10 protein-coding genes are annotated in these 17168 nt (G+C 60.0%); all 10 read left to right on the forward strand.

From position 1 onward, the window contains the following. Positions 1-4: 4 nt before the first annotated feature. The 10 genes from FNZ07_RS05960 (at position 5) to FNZ07_RS33970 (ending at position 17070) form a co-directional block, all read left to right on the forward strand. Complete coding sequence (locus FNZ07_RS05960) at positions 5-1108, forward strand: response regulator (protein WP_091012447.1); 1104 nt, start codon at positions 5-7, stop codon at positions 1106-1108. Between the two features lie 26 nt (positions 1109-1134). Beyond that, positions 1135-1290, forward strand: coding sequence for a hypothetical protein (locus FNZ07_RS33560; RefSeq protein WP_170275673.1), 156 nt, complete (start codon positions 1135-1137; stop codon positions 1288-1290). Positions 1291-1511: 221 nt separating this feature from the next. Continuing rightward, a complete protein-coding gene (locus FNZ07_RS05965; RefSeq protein WP_091012452.1) occupies positions 1512-11231 on the forward strand; it encodes a hemagglutinin repeat-containing protein in 9720 nt (3239 codons plus the stop codon). A gap of 286 nt (positions 11232-11517) precedes the next feature. Continuing rightward, positions 11518-11973, forward strand: a complete 456-nt coding sequence (locus FNZ07_RS05970) for a hypothetical protein (RefSeq protein WP_091012454.1) — start codon at positions 11518-11520, stop codon at positions 11971-11973. Between the two features lie 11 nt (positions 11974-11984). Next, positions 11985-12224, forward strand: coding sequence for a hypothetical protein (locus FNZ07_RS05975; protein ID WP_245811489.1), 240 nt, complete (start codon positions 11985-11987; stop codon positions 12222-12224). A gap of 26 nt (positions 12225-12250) precedes the next feature. Continuing rightward, positions 12251-12529, forward strand: a complete 279-nt coding sequence (locus FNZ07_RS05980) for a hypothetical protein (protein WP_143098078.1) — start codon at positions 12251-12253, stop codon at positions 12527-12529. Between the two features lie 272 nt (positions 12530-12801). Next, positions 12802-13236: a hypothetical protein gene (locus FNZ07_RS05985; RefSeq protein WP_091012459.1), complete on the forward strand. Its 435-nt coding sequence runs from the start codon at positions 12802-12804 to the stop codon at positions 13234-13236. 330 nt (positions 13237-13566) lie between these two features. Then, a complete protein-coding gene (locus FNZ07_RS05990; protein ID WP_091012462.1) occupies positions 13567-15327 on the forward strand; it encodes a ShlB/FhaC/HecB family hemolysin secretion/activation protein in 1761 nt (586 codons plus the stop codon). Between the two features lie 457 nt (positions 15328-15784). After that, positions 15785-16375, forward strand: coding sequence for a hypothetical protein (locus tag FNZ07_RS05995; protein WP_245811490.1), 591 nt, complete (start codon positions 15785-15787; stop codon positions 16373-16375). A 104-nt stretch (positions 16376-16479) separates the two neighbouring features. Further along, entirely contained in the window at positions 16480-17070 is a 591-nt protein-coding gene (locus FNZ07_RS33970; RefSeq protein WP_091012467.1) for a hypothetical protein, read from the forward strand. The last annotated feature ends 98 nt before the right edge of the window (positions 17071-17168 follow it).

Here is a 17168-nt window from a genome sequence, read left to right on the forward strand (position 1 = left end):
GAATATGGATACAGACCGAAGCGGCGAGCCTGACCAGGCTGGCCGCATCACGACCGAAGAAGGCGTACATCCGACGCTCGACGCGGTCCATGCCGCGCTACAGACACCGCTGGCGTCGGCCGTGCCCGCGATGGTTCTGCTGGTCGACGACCAGGCGATCGTTGCCGAAGCCGTGCGTCGCGCGCTGGCGAACGAGGACGGTATCGACTTCCATTACTGCGCCCACTCCGACGAGGCGATGTACGCCGCGGTGCAGACGCGGCCCACGGTGATCCTGCAGGATCTGGTGATGCCAGGCACGGACGGGCTCACGCTCGTGAAGGCGTATCGCGCCAACCCGGCGTTACGCGATGTACCGATCATCGTGCTGTCGACCAAGGAAGAACCGGTTATCAAGAGCGCGGCGTTTGCTACCGGTGCGAACGATTACCTCGTGAAACTGCCCGACCGCATCGAACTGGTCGCGCGTATTCGTTATCACTCGCGCTCGTATGTGAACCTGCTGCAACGCGATGAAGCGTATCGCGCGCTGCGGCAGTCGCAGCAGCAACTGCTCGAGGCGAATCTCGAGTTGCGGCGTCTCACGCATTCGGACGGTCTGACCGGACTGTCGAACCGGCGCTATCTCGACGAGTATCTGAGCGCCGAATGGCGACGCGGTCTGCGCGATCAATCGGAGCTGTCGCTGCTGATGATCGATGTCGATAACTTCAAGCTGTACAACGATACGTATGGGCACGTTGCCGGCGATGAAGTGCTCAAGCAGATCGCGGCGACGGTCGAAGGGTGTCTCGGTCGTGCCGGCGATCTGGCGGCGCGTTTTGGTGGCGAAGAGTTCGCGGTGGTGTTGCCGGGGACGTCGACAGGCGGCGTGAAACTGCTTGCCGAGAAGATCCGCGCCGGGATCGAGGCACTGCAGTTGCCGCACCGGCAATCGTCGACGGGGGACTACGTGACGATCAGTATCGGCGGTGCAACGGTCGTGCCCGAAGTCGAAGCGGCGACGACTTCGCTGATCGAAGCCGCCGACGTTGCGCTGTATCAGGCAAAACGGGATGGCAAGAACCGTGTGGTCGCGAATTCGGATCCGCATGCGATGCGGGATTAGTGGGCGGATTCGATCTGGACTCGCGCGTGCTGACGCACGGGGAGCGTGAGCGCATCGTCGAGATGTATGCGCAGGGATATCGGTCGAGGGCGTTCAGCGACGTTGTTCTCGATAACGCCGGCGTGTCTGCTGAAGAGACGGCGGCGTGTATTGCAGCGTATCTGGTGGACGGGCGCCATTGAGGCTTGTTTTACTCGCTCGACACTCTGCAAGTTGTCGTGCGCCGCTTTGCTGTCTGAAAAATGGCGGTAAACGCACTTCTAGCCTTATTCATAGATCCCCCTGCTGATGCTCGTTTGCTAACGGTACTTCACGCGTTGGCAATTGTTCACAAATACCGTTCGCGGCTTCGATACGCTTACGCGCAGACCAGAACCTGCGCGTGAATTGCACGCCGTGAATAATGAACAAGAACTGCTATCGGGTTATCTTCAATCGCGCTCGGGGCGCGCTCATGGTGGTGCAGGAGAATGGCCTGGCGCCGCACGCCGCGGGCGGTCGCCGTGCATCTGGTGCGCTGGTTGTTTCCGCGATACTGCAGACGACACGGCGCCCGATAGCGCTGGCTGCCATGCTGCTACTGGGTGTGCCAGCAATCGCCATGGCCCAGATCGTTGCCGCGCCCGGTTCCGGCGCGCATGTAATCCAGACACAGAACGGCTTGCCCCAGGTCGACGTGGCGCGTCCCTCGGGTGCGGGGGTATCGGTCAACACCTACAGCCAGTTCGACGTGCAGAGGGCCGGCGCGATCCTGAACAACTCGCCCACGATTGTGCAGACCCGGCAGGCGGGTTATATCAACGGGAATCCGAACTTCGGGGCGAACGACGCGGCCAGGATCATCGTCAACCAGGTTAACGGCAATAACCCGTCGCAGCTGCGAGGGTTTGTTGAAGTTGCGGGGCAGCGTGCAGACGTGGTGATTGCGAATCCGTCGGGCCTGGTGGTGGACGGTGGTGGATTCATCAATACAAGTCGCGCGACGCTGACGACCGGGATACCGTTCTACGGGGTAGATGGCTCGCTTGCTGGTTTTAACGTCAATCGCGGTCTTGTCACGGTGGTGGGCTCGGGGCTGAATGCGTCGGGTGTCGATCGCGTCGATCTCATTGCGCGGGCAGTAGAAGCGAATGCCGCGATCTATGCGAATAACCTGAACGTCCTCACCGGCGCGAATCAGGTCAACCATGACACGTTGGCGACCTCGCGCATTCAGGGCGAAGGTGCGGTGCCCGCCGTTGCGCTTGATATCGGCCAACTCGGCGGGATGTACGCGAACCGGATTTTTCTGGTCGGTACGGAAGGTGGTGTCGGTGTTCGCAACGCCGGCACGATCGTAGCAGACGCGATGGGCCTGACGCTGACGACCGAAGGCCGGCTCGTGCAGGCGGGCACGATCAGTGCGCTCGGCAACGTTGCGGTATCGGCGGCAGGTGGTATCGAGAATACGGGCACGACGTATAGCCAGCAGTCGGTGTCGCTGAACACCGGTGCGGATATGGCAAACAGCGGCACGCTCGCCGCGCAACACCATGTGGGCGTGAATGCCGGTTCGGTGGATTCGACGGGATCGATCGGCGCGGGCGTGGACAGCGATGGCGTGCTCACGCAAGCCGGGGAGCTGCAGCTCACAACAGCGGGTCGGTTGAGCGCGACGGGCAGGAACCTTGCGGGCGGTAACGCGACGCTAAAAGGCTCCGCGGTGAATCTTGCTGGCAGCACGACGGCCGCGAGCGGCAACCTGTCGATGACCTCCACGACCGGCGACGTGAATCTCACGAATGCGACGACGAGTGCCCAGGGGAGCGTCACGGTGAACGCGGCAGGAGCGCTCGTCAATGACTACGGCAAGGTGTCGGGTCAGCAAGATGTCAACGCGACCTCCGGAAGCATATCGAATGTCGGTGGCACGCTCGAATCGCAAGGTGCGATGCAGCTTCAGACCGGCGCATTCTCGAACAGCCAGGGCACCGTGCAAAGCGGCGGGGCGCTCACTGTCACAGGCAGTACGATCGACAACAGCAACGGCACGCTCACTGCGACGCAGATCGGTCTTGTCGCAGGGGCATTGTCGAACGCTCACGGTGTGATCCAGGCTCGCAACGAACTCAAAGCGACCGCCGCCGGTGCGATCTCGAATCAGGGCGGCAAGCTCGAAAGCCTGAGCGACGACGGTACGTTGAGCGTCACGGGCGCGAGCATCGATAACACGTCCGGACGAATCGTCAACGCGGGCACCGGCACAACGCAGATCGACGCGGGCACGCAACTCGTCAATACAGGTGGTACGGCGGGCGGGAACGGCGATGTCGCCGTGCACGGCGCGTCGATCATGAACACCGCGAAGGGGCAACTCGTCGCGGGGGACAACCTGACGTTCGGAAACGCGAACCAGATCGTGAACGACGGCGGCAACCTGACGGCGGGCGGTACGTTGAGCATGCATCGCCCTACGTCGACCTTCTCCAACGTCGGCGGCACCGTCAACGCGGCGCACGTCAATCTCGATACCGCGCGCCTCGATAACACCGACGGCCAGATCGGCAATCTGGCCGGTTCCCCAGGTAACGTCTCTGTTCAGACGGGGACCCTGACGAATCCGGGCGGCGCGATTACCAGTACACAGGACCTTATCGTTACGGCCGGTGTGCTCATGGGCGACGGCAGACTGACCGGTGGCCGCGATACGACCGTGAGCCTGCAGGGCAACTATACGAACGACGCTGCGAACCTGATCACCGCCAATCGCCATCTGACGTTTTCGACGACCGGGCAACTGACCAATACCGGCAGGCTTGCATCGGCCGGCAACATGACGATCAACGCAAACGGGATCGTGAACCAGGCAGGCGCGATGCTCGCGTCGGGCAACCCAGGGGACGATTCCAGCGGCATGACGACGCTGGATGCAGGTCCGGGCGACATCGACAACGCGGGCAGTATCGACGGCAATGCTGTCACGACGAGCGGCAACATACTGACCAATACCGGTGCGATCATCGGCGGCACGCTGACGCATACCGCCGGCACCATCGTCAACGACGGTGCGAAGGCGGTCATTGCGGGTGCGAACCAGGTCAATCTCTACGCATCGGAAACGCTCACCAGTCAGCACGGCGCGACGATCGTCAGTCTGGGCGATATCAACATTGCAAGGGACGGGCAGAAGGACGCGAACGATAAGCTGGTCAACCAGACCGGCACCGTCAACAATCTCTCGTCGACGATCGAGGCGGGCGGTCAACTGAACGTCGCGGCGAACCAGTTGAACAACGTCCGGCAGGATATCCAGACGCAAACCGATACATCGAGTTCGACATCGACGATGTCGGAGTTGCCGTGGTGGACACCGCAGAACGCCAATATCGTGATGCGGGACGCGTACTACCTGAATCCGGCCGACATCGTGTCCATCACGCCCGTCGTGACGCCGGACGGTTTTGTCGTCCAGAAGGTCGTGGCAAACCTGCCTTCCAGTGTTTCCGCATTCCAGTGGCGGCAAAGCGGCCTGACGTATTCACAACCCAATGGTGGCTCGCGCGTCGAGTTCCAGAAGGATTCCCGTCTGACGCCGGCCGCAAGTCAGGTCGTGCTGTACGCATACAGTGTTCAGACCGGGCAGTCGAACCCCGATCACGCGGGCGGTACGGCATGGCCGCAATTCTCGAAGACGACGACGGACAACCAGCAGGGGACGACCACCTATTCGAATCAGTACGGCAATTGCACGTCGGCCTGTACGCGCATCGAGACCTATCCGCAATACACCGATCCGACGACGCTGATCCAGAAGGACACTGAGCAACGCCGGGGTGGCAGCGGCCCGGGTTCCTACCCGGTCGAAGTCGAACGGATTGCGACCCGGACGGTGGCGCAGACCACGCTGTCACCGGCGAGCGGTGCTGCGGCACTGCTGACCTCGGGCGCCGCAATGAATCTGGCGATCGGTACGCAACTGAACAACGACAATGGGACGATCGCAGCGGGCGGCGACCTGCGCGTCAACGATCAGGCGGTGCTGGACGATGGCAGTCACGCCATGATCAGAAACACGTCGACGCAGCTGTCGACCACCTACTCGTTCCAGAACAGCTCTGGATACGGCAGCCCGTGGGCGAGCGATCCGACGGCGCCCGCCCAGTGGACCACATGGACGAGACCCTCGATCACGCTGCCGACAGGTATCGCGGGCGGCACCATCACGAGCAATAAGACTGTCACTATCGATGCCGGCAGCATTGTGAATACGAGTGTGCCGGCAACGACTGGCCCGACAGGCGCGAGTGCGGTTGTGCTGGGGCTGACAGCGGCGACGCTCGCGGGTGGACAGTCGACCGGCCCGGGCGGAGCGATCAGGACGGTCGACGGCGCACGCACTACCATGCCGAACCCGGCGTTACCGCCTGGCGGCCTGTTCACGCTCGTAACGGCTCCAGAGCAACCGTATGCGGTCGTCACCGATCCACGCTTCACACGCTATAGCAGCTTCATTTCGAGTGACTACATGCTGTCGCAACTGGGACTGGATCCTGGCGCAATAGCAAAGCGTCTGGGCGACGGTTACTACGAATCGCAACTCGTGATGAACCAGATCACGAACCTGACCGGCAAGCGGTATCTCGCAGGCCACTCGAGCAACGAAGCCGGATACCGGCAACTGATGACCAACGGCGCTGTATTTGCCAGACAGTTCGGCCTCGCGCCCGGCATCGCGTTGACCGATGCGCAGATGGCGGCCCTGACAACCGATATCGTCTGGCTCGTCAATCAGACTGTCACGTTGCCCGACGGAAGCGAACAGACCGCCCTCGTGCCGCAGGTGTATCTGTCGAAGCCGGGCAACCCGAACCTGTCGCCGACCGGCGCGTTGATCGCTGGCGACGCGGTCGCTCTCAAGGCCCGCGACATTCTCAATCAGGGCGCAACGGTCGCCGGCACGCGCGATACGGTACTGCTGGCCTCGAACGACATCCAGAATCTCGGTGGCACGATCTCCGGCGACAATCTGGCGCTGGTCGCCGGCCGCGATATCGTCAACCAGTCGATCACCGGCACCGAAACGACACACTTCGCGACGGGGACATCGACCCACACATCGATTGCGGCGCTGGGTCAGTTGACGGCGGGCAGCAATCTAATGATGCAGGCCGGAAACGATATCGACGTTCGGGGCGCGCGGGTGTCGGCCGGGCAGAACCTGAGTGCCATGGCCGGAAACGCGGTCAACGTCGGGACGGTCGCGACAGGTTCGAGCGTGTCGACGCAGACCGATGCACGCAATACCCGGCAGCAGATCGATACGGCGCAGGTTGGCAGTGTGCTGCAGACAGGCGGTAATCTGGGCGTGACGAGCGGTGGCGATATCGGCATCACAGGGAGCACGCTGAAGTCGGGTGGCGACATGCTGGTGGCCGGCTCAGGAAATGTGACGATCCAGGCGGCGAAGGACAGCACGTCGACTCGTCTGAATGCCGCCGCAGGGAAGAACTGGAGCGTCGATAACCGGACGCTTGAAACGGGCGTGGGCAGCCGGCTGTCGGCGGGCGGGAGCGCGACGGTGCTCGCGGGTGTGCAAAGGACATCGGATGGCATGCTGGTGCTGCCTGAAGCATCTATTGGCGAGCAGAAAAACCTGGCGGTGACGGGATCGGGCATTGCGGCGGGAACAAACGGCGCGGGAAATGGCGCCGTTAGTCTCGGTGCGAGCGGCGACGTGACGATCGCGGAGATGCGTACCCGGGCAGACGGTAACTCGGCAAGCCACGCCGAGTCGCGCAATCCGCTGTCACGCAGGTCGACCGATAGCGCACGCAGCTATGCGGGCGATAACGCGAACGGCTCGCTGGTGTCGGGCGACAGCGTATCGATCCATAGTGGCAAGGACATCAACGTGACCGGTAGCGCGGTCGTTGGTACGGGCGATGTTTCGCTGGACGCCGCGCGGCGCGTGAATATCCTCGCAGCGGAAGACCGCAACGATTCGTCCGCGTATTACGACAGGAAGCGGTCGGGTCTGATGGGTTCGGGCGGGTTGGGTTTTACGATCGGTTCGACGCAACAGAAGGCACAGTCGGACAATCACGGCGTTCAGCAGAGCCAGCGGCGCAGCGCGGTGGGGAGTGTGCAAGGCAACGTGTCGATCAAGGCCGGGGAGAACGTTCACATCGGCGGCAGCGACGTTATCGCCGGCAAGGCGGCGGACGATCCGGCGGATGCGACGGGAAACATCAGGATTGCCGGCCAGAAGGTCACGATCGATCCGGGCCAGGACGACGCCCGTGCACACGACCAGCAGGAGTCGAAGTCGCGCGGCTTCACGGCTGCCATTACGGGCACGCCGTTCGATGCGGTCCGCAATGTGCGCGACAACGCGTCGAGTGGTAACGGGTTTCAACGTGCTCACGGCGTCGTGACCGAGGCTGGCGCGAGCATGCTCGACGTCCCTTCGATTGCGCTGACCTATGGTCGCAGTGAAAGCAGCAGCGTGACCGACAGATCGAGCCGGACGAATGCCGGTAGCGCGATCCGTGGTGCGGGCAACGTTACCGTGATCGCCACCGGTGGCTCGGAGAGGGACACGCAAGGGCATGCGACGGACGGCGATATCACGGTGGTGGGTTCTTCGATCAGCGCAGGTGGCAAGACGCTGCTGGACGCGAACCGGCGTGTCACGCTGGCAGCGTCTACCGATCAGTATCAGCAGAACACGCACTCGAGTAGCTCGAGCACGAGCCTCGCGCTCCTGTCGTCGCCCAGTCTCGGGAATGTTGTGCGCTGGATCAGCGGGACGGCGAACAACGATGGCGTCGGCCTCTCTCCATACAACGCGAGCCGCGAGAATTCGGACGGCAACCTGTCGGGAACGCGCCAGACCGCAACCGTTGTATCCGGCGACAGCGTGACGATCCGCGGCCGCACGGGCGACGTGAACGTCATCGGGTCGGGCGTGAGCGGCACGCACGACGTGAGGGTCACAGCCGACCAGGGCGCAGTCAATGTGCTCGCGGGACTGGAGACGAACCGGAGCCACGAGGAATCGAGCAGCCGCCGGATCGGAAATCTCGGCAGCAACGGTACGTCCACGGGCTTCAGCGTTGGCGTGTCGAACAGCCATAGCGTGCAGGACAGCGCGAACCAGACGCAGGGCACGATGCGCAGCCAGATCGCAAGCGCGAGCGGAAACGTAACGCTCGATGCGAAGAAAGATCTTACGGTGACAGGCTCCGACCTCATGACAAGCAAGGACCTGAAGCTGCAAGGTGAGAATCTGCATCTCGATTCGGGCACAGACAGGACGCAGAACAGCATGAGTCAGCACGCGAGTCAGTTTGGTGTCAGCCTCGCGCTGGGCGGAGCAGTGGGCAATGCAATGTCTGCCGTGAACCAGACGACGGGCAATCCGGCGCGCGGCGACGATGTGCGACTTGGAGCGCTTGACAAGACGCAGGCGGCGCTCACCGCCTACAACGCAACCAAGGTGGCGCAGGCATTCGATGCGGGTAAGTCGACTGCGCAGCCGCTTGTGAAGGCGACGGCGAGTGTGGGTGGTGGGGTGTCCAGCAGCGAGTCACGCAGCAGCGCGCTAGCGAACGCTGGTAGTACGCTCACGGCGAGCGGGAAAGTCAGCCTGATTGCGACGGGGAGCGGTGCGAAGGATGCCGATGGCTTTGCGACCGACGGCGATATCGACGCGCGCGGCACGCGCATCTCCGGCAGGAACGTGGTGCTGGACGCGGCACGCGACATCAACCTGCAGAGTGCAAAGGACACGACGCAAATGTCGAACTGGAACAGCAGCAGTGGAGGCAGTATCGGGATCGGCGCGAACCTTGGTGGCCAGCAGAACGGCTTTACGCTGGAGCTGGCCGCAAGCGCGGCGCGTGGCAACGTCAGCGGGCAGAGCGTGATGAACCGCGACACGGTGGTGTCGGCGGGCGATACGCTTACGGTGAAGAGCGGCCGGGATACAAGCCTGCGCGGTGCGCAGGCGATGGGAAACCGTGTGGTGTCGGATGTCGGTCGCGATCTGAACATCGAGAGTCAGCAGGATACGGCGACGTACGAGAGCAGGCAGACAGGCGCTGGACTCCAGATGAGTGTCTGCGTGCCGCCGTTCTGCCTGGGTCAGACGGTGAACGGCAGCGTGAATGTCAGCCAGCAGAACATCAGGGCGACGTTCGCATCGGTGAACCGGCAGAGCGGGATTTTTGCGGGCGATGGCGGGTATGAGGTCAATGTCGGTAACCATACGCAACTGGATGGTGGCGCGATCGCTGCGACGGCGGGCGGGGATAGGAACAGCTTCTCTACGCAGAGCTTCGGTTATACGGACATCGAGAACTGTGCGAGCCATTCAGGCAGTGCGGTGGGGTTCAGCGCGAGCGGTGGTGTTGGCAACAGTTCGTCGAAGGGGATCAATCTGAATACGCCGGTGACACAGGCCGGGGCGATGAGTCCAGGGCCGGTGACGGCGAATGGTCTGGGGCCGGGTGGGTTCTCGGTGGCAGGCACGGGCAGCGATGTGACCGGTACGACCTACGCGACGGTGAACCCGGGCAGCATCACCGTTCGCGGCGATGCGGGTACGGGTCATGACAGCGCGGTGGGCCTGAACCGTGACATGTCGATTGCAAACGGCGCGGTGCAGAACACGTTCGATGCGCGGAAGGTGCAGAACGATCTGGCGGTACAGCAGGCGGCGGGTCAGGTCGGGATGCAGGTGGTGGGTGAAGTCGGGAAGCACCTCACGGATAAGGCCGCTGAGGCTGTGAAGAAGGCGAGTGACGGGCTGACTGCGGCGCAGGCGTCCGGTGACGCGGCGGCGATTTCGAAGGCGCAGGCGGAACTGGATACGGCTAACCGGCAATACGCGATGTGGAACGGGGACAGCGCCAGCCGGGTCGGTGCTCATTCGATCGTCTCGGCTGCAGCGGCGGCGCTGGGTGGTGGGAATGTGGCGGGTGCGGTGGTCGGGACGGTTGCTGGGGACTATGCGGGTGCGGCTGTGGGGCAGATGGCGGGGAACACGCTAGGCGGCACGCTGCTGACGAATCTTGTAACGGGTGCGGCCGGTGCGGTGGCTGGTGGGGTAGTGGGTGGTGCGTCAGGGGCGATAAGTGGTGCGGGTGGGGCGTTGAGTGCGGATCTTTACAATCGGCAGCTTCATCCCGATGAACGTCAGTGGATCAGGGACAACGCAGCGGCGTACGCGAAGCAGCAAGACATCACACTCGAACAGGCGGTTAGCGCCTTGACGGCGCAGGCAGACCGGCAGGTGCAGAACGGATCATCGGGGGCGTGGGATCGGAATGCCAATGCGTTCCTGGGGCAGGCGCATGGCATGTTGCCGGCCGATGGCAATAGTGGGCTGGGCTACATGTTCTATGCGACGCCGGAGCAGAAGGCGAACGCGGACGTGTATGCGGGCTATTACCCGGACGGTGCGGGCATGAACCGGCCCACTGCGGGAGATATCGCGAACTCAGTCAATCGTGAGGCGGCGTACCGGGATGCCTATGCGAAAGGCACATTGGCGTCCGCGGCCGGTGCTGGGCTGATTGCTGGTGGGCCCGCGATAGCTGCGTTGCCAGGTGTACCGATCCTCGGTGCAGAGGGTGCGTTGGGTTCGGGTGCCATGGCGTCGCCAATGGGGACCGGTATTATCAGCGCGGGTATCAATGCGAGCTCGCAGTATGCGCAGGATGGCAAGATCAACCCGGTCGATGTAGTCAGCGCGTTTGCGACAGGTACGGCCGGCTCGTACGGTAAGCTATGGTGGAATGTCGGACTGAATACGATCGGTGGAATAACGACGACGACACTGAATGATATTTTGTATGGAAAAAATGAAAGTGTAATAGGATCAGGCATTTCCAGCGGTGTTTTGTCTGCTTTAGGCTATGGCGCAGGCAAGGTCATTGGAGATGGCATCAATTCCATAATGAAGCCAACTGTCAATAATTTGAATAACTGGACGGGCCCTGGAGTCTGGTCAAGTAGTGGATACAACATTTTCAGGCCCAACAACAGCGCTACGATGGGTGCGACGTTTGGCGGTGGTGTTGTACAGGAGGCTCTGAAAAATGCTATTGAGCACGGCCAGTCCTCTGAAGGAGGAAAATGATTTTCCGTCTTATCAGGGTATTTTTACTTGCATTTTTAATTTGGATGGTTGCGTGTTCTTTGATGTGGGGGGTAGGTGCAATTTTATATTCCTATTTTAATGGTTTGAGTTATTCGTTAAGATGGAGTGATATTAAATCAATTGTAAAATTGACGCTGATTATATCATTTGCATACACATTTCTTGCTTGGTTGAGCATCGGTCGTTCTTAGTGTCGCGAACACAAGTCATCCGCGAAGCGCGTGAGGGTACGGACCATGACAGCACGGTGGGCCTGAACCGTGACATGTCGATTGCAAACGGCGCCATGCAGAACACGTTCGATGCGCAGAAGGTGCAGAACAACCTCGCTGTACAGCAGGCGGTGGGTCGGGGCGGGATGCAGGTGGTGGGTGAAGTCGGGAAGCACCTCACGGATAAGGCTGCTGAAGCTGTGAAGAGGGCGAGTGATAGGCCGACTGCGGCGCAGGCGGAGCTGGATACGGCTAACCGGCAATATGCGATGTGGAACGGGCACAGCACGAGCCGCGTCGGAGCGTTCGGCACGACAGCGATGACGAGCCCGGGCAGTAGCCCGGATTTGTCGGCGGGCATTGGCCTTGGTACTGGATTAACAGGTGGTTTTGCACAGAACTTAATTCCCGGCCCAGTCGGTACGAGCTTAGGGTATTTGTTCCAGATCGTACCTGGCCCCATGCAGTCAGCGATTGAAAAATCAAAGAATGCTGGGAGCGAAAAGTAATGCATTATGAAATGAAACGTAAGTCGATATATCGCCGCTTTGCTATTGGATATCTCGGCATCTTGGGGATGATTCTCGTTGCTTTGGCGTTCTCTGTTACACAGGGAGCGAGCTGGAAACCGGTTCTCGTTGGAGTGCCTGTCTATTTGACATTTTTGGTTGCCGTTACTTATAAATTAATCAAAGAACTACACGCTTTGAAGCGAGAGGAAGGAGAAGCTGAAAAGTCGTTGAATAGCGACGAGCAGTAACGACAATACCGGCGTTGGCGACAAGCATGTCCACTATTGGGACACCCGTTGGACAGCTAGCGATTACGTCATTGGTAGGTTCATGGTTCTTAAATGGTATCCAGCAGGCAGCTCGACCCAATTTTGGCGATTACTCGGTGTCCACTGCGATTGGCCAAGTAACTGGTGCGATGACTGGAAAGTATCCGTTGGTGGCTCCAATAATCAACGAATTCGGCAACGTGCCGGGCAATAGTGCCCAAGCTCAGCAGGCAAAGGACTGGGCAGGCAAGAATGTGCAAGAGTTGATGAAGGGATCTCAATAAGATGGCGATAAGATTTATTGTTGATGGAAATATCTCCGGCTGGGCGCGATCTGGTCTTGTCGTGCTGGGCATCACTTTGACTTACTGTGGCTTGGTTTTCCGCTCGTTGCCTAAAGCCATTGCGGTTGCTTTGATAATTTTGGGTTCCCAGTTTCTGCTGTTGGAGGTTACGCGTCTTATGCAAAAGCGCTGGGTCTTAGGCCATTCGACAACAGCTATAAGAAAGCTCGCGACAGCTACAAAGTGAAAGACGAAAAACTGGATAAGCGAAAATGAATGAAACAACTCTCGACAAAGTGGTGAACGAGGACAGGTTTGCTGTTGCCCAGGTAATTCTGTATCTATTCGCATTCCTCCAGGTGCTAGTGGCGCTGGGCACAGGTATCGGAGGAGCATCCTTCGAGGTTCCCCCGCAAGGCTCAATGATGCAACGGGTGTCGGCCACGACCAACGCGATCATCAACATCCTCAGTTTTGCCGTTGGGTATGTACTGCTCGCCCGTTGTCTCTATCGATGTACGACGCTGGTATGGCGGATCGCGATGTGCGTTTTCCTCATCAACGCAGGCGTCGCCGTACTTGCATTCGCAGCGAGGCCAAATCCATACCCGGTCTTGACGTTTTGTCTGTCGATCTCTGGGGCGATTTCGGTCTGGAGAGGTCGAAGCGCAATGAGACCCCGTGCAGAACCGGAAGCGATACGTTGATCTTTACAACCGCTAGTTGCATCCCGAAGAAAAGACACTAGCAAAGCAACTTACCGACAAGAGCGCTCACAGGTACACGCAGGCGCCGATCAATCCGACCAACGTCGGATACGCGATTGAAGGTTACAGCGTTGGCAACCGCGAGGTAGAGTTTTCGAATCTCGACGGACGAGTAGGGCGCCGTCGGTCATTGCTGGAAACGACTTGAAATCAATAGAGGAGTAGTGCCAACAAAGCGATGCCTCATTAGTTATTAGCGGTCGGCTTACAGGTGCTGGGAAGCCACTACCGGAAATCTTGAAATCTGTCGAATCGGGGATAGAAAAAGCAATGAAACGAACCACACGGCTGGCGGCCTTGCCGATCACAGTCTTGGTATCGCTCGGGGTGCACGCTCAACAGACTCCCACGCCTGCCGACGAGGTCGCCGCCGCGCGAGCAAACGCAGAACGCGACCGCCAGGCACAACAGCAACACGACGCACAGCAACGCGACGCGACTGTACGCGCACCTTCAGCACGCTCCGACTTACCGAAGCCCGAAACGTATCCATCGCTACCGTCCGAGCAACCGTGCTTCCACATCAGCCGCTTCACACTCGACATGCCTGACTCGCTGCCCGCGGCCGTCAAATCATCGGGAGCCTCAACGTTGCCAATGGACCGTTTCGCCTTCGCCCACGAATGGCTGAACCACTACGCGGGCCAGTGCATCGGCCAGCAAGGCGTTGACGCACTACTAAAAGGTCTCTCCCAAGCGATTCTGTCACGCGGTTACGTCACCACGCGCGTACTCGTCCCCGAGCAGGACTTATCGAGCGGCACACTCAAGCTCGCCTTGATCCCCGGCGTCATTCATCACATTCGCTTTGCCGACGAAAAACTATACGGCACATGGAAACCGGCCTTCCCGACAAGGGATGGTGACCTGCTGAACCTGCGCGACCTCGAACAGGGTCTGGAGCAGATGAAGCGCGTCTCGAACCAGGACGTATCGATGCAGATCGTCCCCGGCGAGCAGCCAGGCGAAAGTGACATAGTGCTCGATGTGAAGCGGAGCAAGCCGTGGACACTCGTCGCATCGATCGACAACTCCGGCACGCGGCCCACCGGCAAGCTGCAAGGCAATCTCTCGATCGGGTTCTACAACCCACTCGGCCTGAACGACATCTTCAACATCGGCGTGAGCCAGGATCTCGAATTCGGTGACAGCCGCCTCGGCTCGCACGGCTGGAACAGCATCTATTCGATCCCGTGGGGCTACTGGACCGCCACGCTGTCGGCGTACACGAACGCCTACTATCAGCAGATTGCCGGCGTGAATCAGACGTTCGTCGCGAGCGGCAACTCGAAGACGGTCGATTTCAAGCTGGCCCGTGTGCTGATGCGCAACCAATATGACGTATTGGGCGGGTATCTCCGGCTATCGCGCCGCTTTGGTCGGAGTTTTATTGAGGATACCGAGATTCCCCAGCAGCGCCGCAATAACACGATCATTGAAATCGGCATGACCGATCGGCACTACTTCGCCAGTGCGCAGTTCGATGGCGCACTCGCGTACCGGCAGGGCGTCGGCGCATTCGGCGCACAGGACGACGTGTTTGCAGCGGCCGGTGGTCCGACCTATCGCTACCGGATGGCCGTGCTCGACGCGAACCTGTCGGTGCCATTCGCAATCGCGAAGCAGCCGTTCCGCTATGTCGGAACGTTCCACGGCCAGTACACCGGGAACACGCTGTACTACATCGATAACCTGACGATCGGCAGCCGCTACACGGTACGAGGTTTCGACGGGGAAACGCTGCTGGCAGCTACGCGCGGGTTCTACTGGCGCAACGAACTGCAAATGCCGATCGGCCAAACCGGACACGCGCTCTATTCGGGATTGGACTATGGCCGGGTCTTGGGCGCGCAGCCGATCGCACTGGCTGGCACGCAACTCGCGGGCGCGGTGATCGGCGTAAAGGGCAGCGCCGGCAATCGACTGGGGACGTATGCGTATGACCTGTTTGCGGGCACGCCGATCTACAAGCCGTCTGGATTTCCGACTGCGCGCGTTACGGTCGCCTTCCAGGCGACCTCGCAGTTCTAGGTCGATTGTGTCAAGACTATCCCAAGTCTAGATTCTCCGTGCGGCAGCTTTTGCGTCGCGTCTTTTATACAGTAATCGCGCAAGGGAAATTGGGATCAAGTCGAAAAATTGCACGTCGTAACTTGTTAGGAATATTTATCAATCAAAGGAATTAGTAATGAGGAAGCAATTTCTTCTGGCAAGCTTGGTAAGTTCAACCGTCTTGCTCGCGGCGTGTGGTGGGAGCAACGGCGGGAACATCAATGGAGGAACGAGCACCTCGAACGATAACGCGGCCGAAACACCAACTACCGCTCCGCCCAATTCTTCGACACCACAGCCTTCGATCCACGCAGCATGCCGGCCCGACGGCAGCTTTACCTATTCGGGGTCCGCCTCTCAAGTAGCGGCAAACAACGGACAACTGGCTGTGGTGGTGGTCCCCACACTACCTAATGCCTATGCGAAGAACAGGAACATGACTGCCGCAGACGTACCCGCATCGAGTCTCGTACAGCAACCGGGTGGCGCGTTCACGACGCTTGCCTCATCGGCGGCGGAGACGGACTGTCTTGGGCTCGAACACGGGGCGGTGACGGAGATTCAGAGTGTCGGCAGCGATGTGACGATCGGCCGGTGGAACAAGGCCATGGATACGGATGGCAACACCTATAACGATCAGCAAGGCGTTCACTACGCGGTCGGTAGGCCGCTGGCGCTGTCCGCGACGAGCGGCACGCTCGCGTGTACTCAATTGATCGCAGACAGGGTGGCGAGCGAATTCGGCAGCCCGGGAGGCACGCTCGAAACGAGCTCAGCCACGCTCAATCTCGCGACGCGCACGCTCAATAATCTGAGCCTGTTGATCAATTCGACTGATCCTCAATATGCGCAGACGAATCCCCAATACACGCTGACGCACGCAGAGGCGCCATTGAACGGTGTTTCGAAGACCGAGCGGTTGTGGGTTCAGTCAGTTGTCGTGGGACGCGATGCGACGCAGCCGATGGTTGCCGTCGGTTACTCGACAGGATCTTTGGGTGGAGTCGTAGTCCTGTCGTGCCGTTGATCTCAGTGGGTGTTGTGCAGGAATCACACCGGCCGATTTGAATAAATCAAACTGATGGTGTGACGTAATTTGTTAGTTATGTTTAAAGATTAAAGGGGTGGAAAATGCAAAACAAACCGTTTGTGATGAGTCTTCTGAGCTCTACGGTCCTTCTGGCAGCGTGTGGCGGTAATGGAGATGGCAACAACGGAAGTGCGGCGAACAGCAACCGCTCAACCGGTTCGACTGCGCAAACCGGGACGACTCCTACGGCACCGTTCTCCTGTCCGGCCGACTACAGGAGGATAAGTCTCTCGAACAACAGCGTGATCGCGAACGTGAGTCTGAATATCAGAAGCGACGACGGCATTGCGACCCTGACAGTCAAGACACCTGCAGACGGGAAGACAGGCGATCTGATCATCTGTCTCGGCAAACCCGATCCGGTGCCTGCTGGCGTGACAGCAAACTACGTCTATGAAGTGAAGTCCTCGAGTGATCTGAGTGTGATGGCGTCTTCGACACTGACGCTGAACTTCGCATCCGACGTCGTCCCCGATCCGAACCCGCCGGTCATCGAGTTCGCTGATGTCACGAATGGAAGTGTGGTCTACAAGCCGCTGGTTCAGGGGGCATCGTTTGCGGGGGCGCCGAACTACACCCTGGCTGCAAACGCACAGGTCCCCGGTCTGTACGTGGTGCGTCTGACGAAGTAACGGCTCCGTTTCGATCGGACATAAAAAAGCCCGGCACAAAACCGGGCTTTTCCACACCACCGCATCTCAACAGAGACGCGGCTGCTAACGCGGCAACT

It is taken from the genome of Paraburkholderia megapolitana (genome assembly GCF_007556815.1).
Taxonomy (GTDB): domain Bacteria; phylum Pseudomonadota; class Gammaproteobacteria; order Burkholderiales; family Burkholderiaceae; genus Paraburkholderia; species Paraburkholderia megapolitana.